This window comes from Citrobacter sp. Cc139 (assembly GCF_030334645.1).
Classification (GTDB): Bacteria; Pseudomonadota; Gammaproteobacteria; order Enterobacterales; family Enterobacteriaceae; genus Citrobacter; species Citrobacter werkmanii.
Genome location: NZ_JAOWDM010000008.1, coordinates 1 through 227 on the forward strand (window position 1 = coordinate 1; position 227 = coordinate 227).

Consider the following 227-nt stretch of genomic DNA (forward strand, 5'->3'; position numbering starts at 1 on the left):
CTGGAAATGACAGCCATCGGCTGCACCCGGCAGTCAGAAGCGAACCGAAAGGGGCGCTGGGGTATTCTCACCAACAACAAAGATCGCGTTGTTTCGTTTGATGTCGGGATGGACGGAAACATTCCGCAGCCGGGCTACATCATCGCCGTGGCAGACGAGCTGCTTTCCGGAAAGGTTATGGGCGGCCGCATCAGCGCTGTTAACGGTCGCGTTATCAAACTTGACCG

General features: G+C 56.8%; 1 protein-coding gene. It reads left to right on the top strand.

What is annotated here, in order from left to right:
- On the top strand, nt 1-227 hold a 227-nt coding region (locus tag OGV69_RS00070; RefSeq protein ID WP_286468970.1), incomplete at both ends, for a hypothetical protein.